General features: G+C 50.6%; 2 tRNA genes and 3 rRNA genes. All 5 read right to left on the reverse strand.

Features of this window, described 5'->3' with window-relative positions:
* Window positions 1-30: 30 nt before the first annotated feature.
* The 5 genes from rrf to HAV38_RS21180 all read right to left on the reverse strand — a co-directional run bounded on the left by rrf (window position 31) and on the right by HAV38_RS21180 (window position 5,399).
* A 5S ribosomal RNA gene (gene rrf / locus HAV38_RS21160) occupies window positions 31-143 on the reverse strand.
* Window positions 144-319: 176 nt separating this feature from the next.
* Window positions 320-3,202 (reverse strand): 23S ribosomal RNA (locus HAV38_RS21165).
* Between the two features lie 395 nt (window positions 3,203-3,597).
* Window positions 3,598-3,673 (reverse strand) — tRNA-Ala (locus HAV38_RS21170).
* A 19-nt stretch (window positions 3,674-3,692) separates the two neighbouring features.
* Window positions 3,693-3,769 (reverse strand) — tRNA-Ile (locus HAV38_RS21175).
* A 97-nt stretch (window positions 3,770-3,866) separates the two neighbouring features.
* Window positions 3,867-5,399: ribosomal RNA gene (locus HAV38_RS21180) — 16S ribosomal RNA — on the reverse strand.
* Together the 16S, 23S and 5S rRNA genes with 2 tRNA genes alongside form the textbook arrangement of a ribosomal RNA operon.
* Window positions 5,400-5,427: the final 28 nt, after the last annotated feature.

Here is a 5,427-nt window from a genome sequence, read left to right on the forward strand (position 1 = left end):
GGATTACTCCGGGAGGGTTTTTTAATAAGAGCCTGACGATGACCTACTTTCACACTGGTTGCAGCACTATCATCGGCGCAAAGTCGTTTCACGGTCCTGTTCGGGATGGGAAGGGGTGGTACCAACTCGCTATGGTCATCAGGCATAAACTGTAGTGTCGTCTGTTCCCAACGGGGCAACAGCCAACGCAATCTAGAAGAAGTAAAGTTTTGTATTACTGCAGTACCGTTCAGGGGTGTGAACGGTACTGCCGGGTATGATTGCACTTTTCAGGCAAACACATATCTCATTAGCTTATTCTATAACCTGCTAAGGTTATAGGGACAAGCCGCACGGGCAATTAGTACTGGTTAGCTTAACGTATTACTACGCTTCCACACCCAGCCTATCAACGTCCTGGTCTCGAACGACCCTTTAGGGGAATCTAGTTCCCGGGAAATATCATCTCAAGGCAAGTTTCCCGCTTAGATGCTTTCAGCGGTTATCTCTTCCGAACTTAGCTACCCGGCAATGCCACTGGCGTGACAACCGGTACACCAGAGGTTCGTCCACTCCGGTCCTCTCGTACTAGGAGCAGCCCCCTTCAAATTTCCAACGCCCACGGCAGATAGGGACCAAACTGTCTCACGACGTTTTAAACCCAGCTCACGTACCACTTTAAATGGCGAACAGCCATACCCTTGGGACCGGCTACAGCCCCAGGATGTGATGAGCCGACATCGAGGTGCCAAACTCCCCCGTCGATATGAACTCTTGGGAGGAATCAGCCTGTTATCCCCAGAGTACCTTTTATCCGTTGAGCGATGGCCCTTCCATACAGAACCACCGGATCACTATGTCCTACTTTCGTACCTGCTCGACTTGTCAGTCTCGCAGTTAAGCACGCTTATGCCATTGCACTAACAGCACGATGTCCGACCGTACCTAGCGTACCTTCGAACTCCTCCGTTACACTTTAGGAGGAGACCGCCCCAGTCAAACTGCCTACCATGCACTGTCCCCGATCCGGATAACGGACCAAGGTTAGAATCTCAAACAAACCAGGGTGGTATTTCAAGGTTGGCTCCACGCAAACTAGCGTTCACGCTTCAAAGCCTCCCACCTATCCTACACAGATTGGTTCAAAATTCAATGCAAAGCTACAGTAAAGGTTCATGGGGTCTTTCCGTCTAGCCGCGGGTAGATTGCATCATCACAAACATTTCAACTTCGCTGAGTCTCGGGAGGAGACAGTGTGGCCATCGTTACTCCATTCGTGCAGGTCGGAACTTACCCGACAAGGAATTTCGCTACCTTAGGACCGTTATAGTTACGGCCGCCGTTTACTGGGACTTCAATCAAGAGCTTGCACCCCATCATTTAATCTTCCAGCACCGGGCAGGAGTCACACCATATACGTCCACTTTCGTGTTTGCATAGTGCTGTGTTTTTATTAAACAGTCGCAGCCACCTTTTTATTGCAGCCCTTTCACCCTGCTGGCGCGAGCCAGTCAAGCTACCGGGGCGTACCTTATCCCGAAGTTACGGTACAAATTTGCCGAGTTCCTTCTCCCGAGTTCTCTCAAGCGCCTTAGAATACTCATCTCGCCCACCTGTGTCGGTTTGCGGTACGGTCTCGTGTGACTGAAGCTTAGAGGCTTTTCTTGGAACCACTTCCGATTGCTTCGTGAATAAATTCACTCGTCTCAACCCCTTGAATTACGCTGCCGGATTTGCCTAACAGCCTTCTCTGAGCCAAAAACCGACTATTCCAACAGTCGGACAACCTTCCGCGATCCGTCCCCCCATCGCATCACACGACGGTGCAGGAATATTAACCTGCTTCCCATCAGCTACGCATCTCTGCCTCGCCTTAGGGGCCGACTCACCCTGCTCCGATGAACGTTGAACAGGAAACCTTGGGCTTACGGCGTGGAGGCTTTTCACCCCCATTATCGCTACTCATGTCAGCATTCGCACTTCTGATACCTCCAGCATCCTTTACAAGACACCTTCGCAGGCTTACAGAACGCTCTCCTACCATATGGTTTATAAATAAACACATATCCGCAGCTTCGGTGACTGGCTTAGCCCCGTTACATCTTCCGCGCAGGACGACTCGATCAGTGAGCTATTACGCTTTCTTTAAAGGATGGCTGCTTCTAAGCCAACCTCCTGACTGTTTTAGCCTTCCCACTTCGTTTGCCACTTAGCCAATCTTTGGGACCTTAGCTGGCGGTCTGGGTTGTTTCCCTCTTGACGTCGGACGTTAGCACCCGGCGTCTGTCTCCCAAGCTCGCACTCATCGGTATTCGGAGTTTGCAATGGGTTGGTAATTCGCAATGAACCCCTAGCCATAACAGTGCTCTACCCCCGATGGTGATACTTGAGGCACTACCTAAATAGTTTTCGGAGAGAACCAGCTATTTCCAAGTTTGTTTAGCCTTTCACCCCTACCCACAGCTCATCCCCTAATTTTTCAACATTAGTGGGTTCGGACCTCCAGTGCGTGTTACCGCACTTTCATCCTGGCCATGAGTAGATCACTTGGTTTCGGGTCTACACCCAGCGACTGAACGCCCTATTCGGACTCGATTTCTCTACGCCTTCCCTATACGGTTAAGCTTGCCACTGAATGTAAGTCGCTGACCCATTATACAAAAGGTACGCAGTCACGGAACAAGTCCGCTCCTACTGTTTGTATGCACACGGTTTCAGGATCTATTTCACTCCCCTTCCGGGGTTCTTTTCGCCTTTCCCTCACGGTACTGGTTCACTATCGGTCGATGTCGAGTATTTAGCCTTGGAGGATGGTCCCCCCATGTTCAGACAGGATTACACGTGTCCCGCCCTACTTGTCGCACACTTAGTTCCACACCACCGATTTCATGTAAGGGGCTATCACCCTCTATGGCCGCCATTTCCAGGACGTTCCATTATCGCTGATGCTAAATCGTGCAGGCTGTTCCCATTTCGCTCGCCACTACTCTGGGAATCTCGGTTGATTTCTGTTCCTGTAGCTACTTAGATGTTTCAGTTCGCCACGTTCGCCTTGCACACCTATGTATTCAGTGTGCAATACCCATAAAGGGTGGGTTTCCCCATTCGGAAATCTGCGGATCAAAGCCTGTTTGCTGGCTCCCCGCAGCTTATCGCAAGCTACTACGTCCTTCATCGCCTGACATCGCCAAGGCATCCACCATGTGCACTTATTCACTTGTCCCTATAACGTTAGCTTCTAGACGCGTTCACGCCTAAAAACCGGTTATAGTATTGTTACTTATGAGTATGTCTTTAGCGTTTGCCGTATCCAAAGTGTTGTCGCATGTGTCTGCCACTATCACTAGCGCAGACTCTTTTGAGAACTCTTTAATACTTTTTGATTTGATACAATCATACCCATCCGCACTACTGTCGTAGCGCAGACGAATTCTTTACTTCTTCTAAATTGTTAAAGAACAAACAGCCAATGATCGTCTAAAGATCAAACCTAAATCTCTTTTTTATTTCACGCTACAACTCCACGTAAAACATGACTTAGGTTTGATTTTTACGTTACTGCTACTTATTGCCCCTGCGTTGTGCCGGGTAAATAGTAATAGTAAATAATAAGTAAAATGGTGGAGGCTAACGGGATCGAACCGATGACCCCCTGCTTGCAAAGCAGGTGCTCTCCCAGCTGAGCTAAGCCCCCATTTTCTTTCATACATAACTGGTGGGTCTGGTTGGGCTCGAACCAACGACCCCCGCGTTATCAACACGGTGCTCTAACCAACTGAGCTACAGACCCGTCCTGATCAGCACGTACTTGCATACCTGATATGACTGTTCTTCTTCTGATTAACACACCGATAAGTGTGGACGCTTAATGTCCGTACTAACTCTAGAAAGGAGGTGATCCAGCCGCACCTTCCGATACGGCTACCTTGTTACGACTTCACCCCAGTCACGAATCCCACCGTGGTAAGCGCCCTCCTTACGGTTAGGCTACCTACTTCTGGTGAAACCCGCTCCCATGGTGTGACGGGCGGTGTGTACAAGACCCGGGAACGTATTCACCGCGACATGCTGATCCGCGATTACTAGCGATTCCAACTTCATGTAGTCGAGTTGCAGACTACAATCCGGACTACGATACACTTTCTGGGATTAGCTCCCCCTCGCGGGTTGGCGGCCCTCTGTATGTACCATTGTATGACGTGTGAAGCCCTACCCATAAGGGCCATGAGGACTTGACGTCATCCCCACCTTCCTCCGGTTTGTCACCGGCAGTCTCATTAGAGTGCCCTTTCGTAGCAACTAATGACAAGGGTTGCGCTCGTTGCGGGACTTAACCCAACATCTCACGACACGAGCTGACGACAGCCATGCAGCACCTGTGTACTGGTTCTCTTTCAAGCACTCCCTCATCTCTGAAGGATTCCAGCCATGTCAAGGGTAGGTAAGGTTTTTCGCGTTGCATCGAATTAATCCACATCATCCACCGCTTGTGCGGGTCCCCGTCAATTCCTTTGAGTTTTAATCTTGCGACCGTACTCCCCAGGCGGTCTACTTCACGCGTTAGCTGCGTTACCAAGTCAATTAAGACCCGACAACTAGTAGACATCGTTTAGGGCGTGGACTACCAGGGTATCTAATCCTGTTTGCTCCCCACGCTTTCGTGCATGAGCGTCAGTGTTATCCCAGGGGGCTGCCTTCGCCATCGGTATTCCTCCACATCTCTACGCATTTCACTGCTACACGTGGAATTCTACCCCCCTCTGACACACTCTAGCCGTGCAGTCACAAATGCCATTCCCAGGTTAAGCCCGGGGATTTCACACCTGTCTTACACAACCGCCTGCGCACGCTTTACGCCCAGTAATTCCGATTAACGCTTGCACCCTACGTATTACCGCGGCTGCTGGCACGTAGTTAGCCGGTGCTTATTCTTCAGGTACCGTCATTAGCCCAAGGTATTAACCCAGGCCGTTTCTTCCCTGACAAAAGAGCTTTACAACCCGAAGGCCTTCTTCACTCACGCGGCATTGCTGGATCAGGCTTGCGCCCATTGTCCAAAATTCCCCACTGCTGCCTCCCGTAGGAGTCTGGGCCGTGTCTCAGTCCCAGTGTGGCTGGTCGTCCTCTCAGACCAGCTACTGATCGAAGCCTTGGTGAGCCTTTACCTCACCAACTAGCTAATCAGATATCGGCCGCTCTGATAGCGAGAGGCTCTTGCGAGTCCCCCCCTTTCCCCCGTAGGGCGTATGCGGTATTAGCTAATCTTTCGACTAGTTGTCCCCCACTATCAGGCACGTTCCGATATATTACTCACCCGTTCGCCACTCGTCAGCGGAGCAAGCTCCCTGTTACCGTTCGACTTGCATGTGTAAGGCATGCCGCCAGCGTTCAATCTGAGCCAGGATCAAACTCTTCAGTTTAATCTCTGTTTTGTGGCATTGCTGCCTG

Source organism: Glaciimonas immobilis (assembly GCF_011947285.1).
Lineage (GTDB): Bacteria > Pseudomonadota > Gammaproteobacteria > Burkholderiales > Burkholderiaceae_D > Glaciimonas > Glaciimonas immobilis.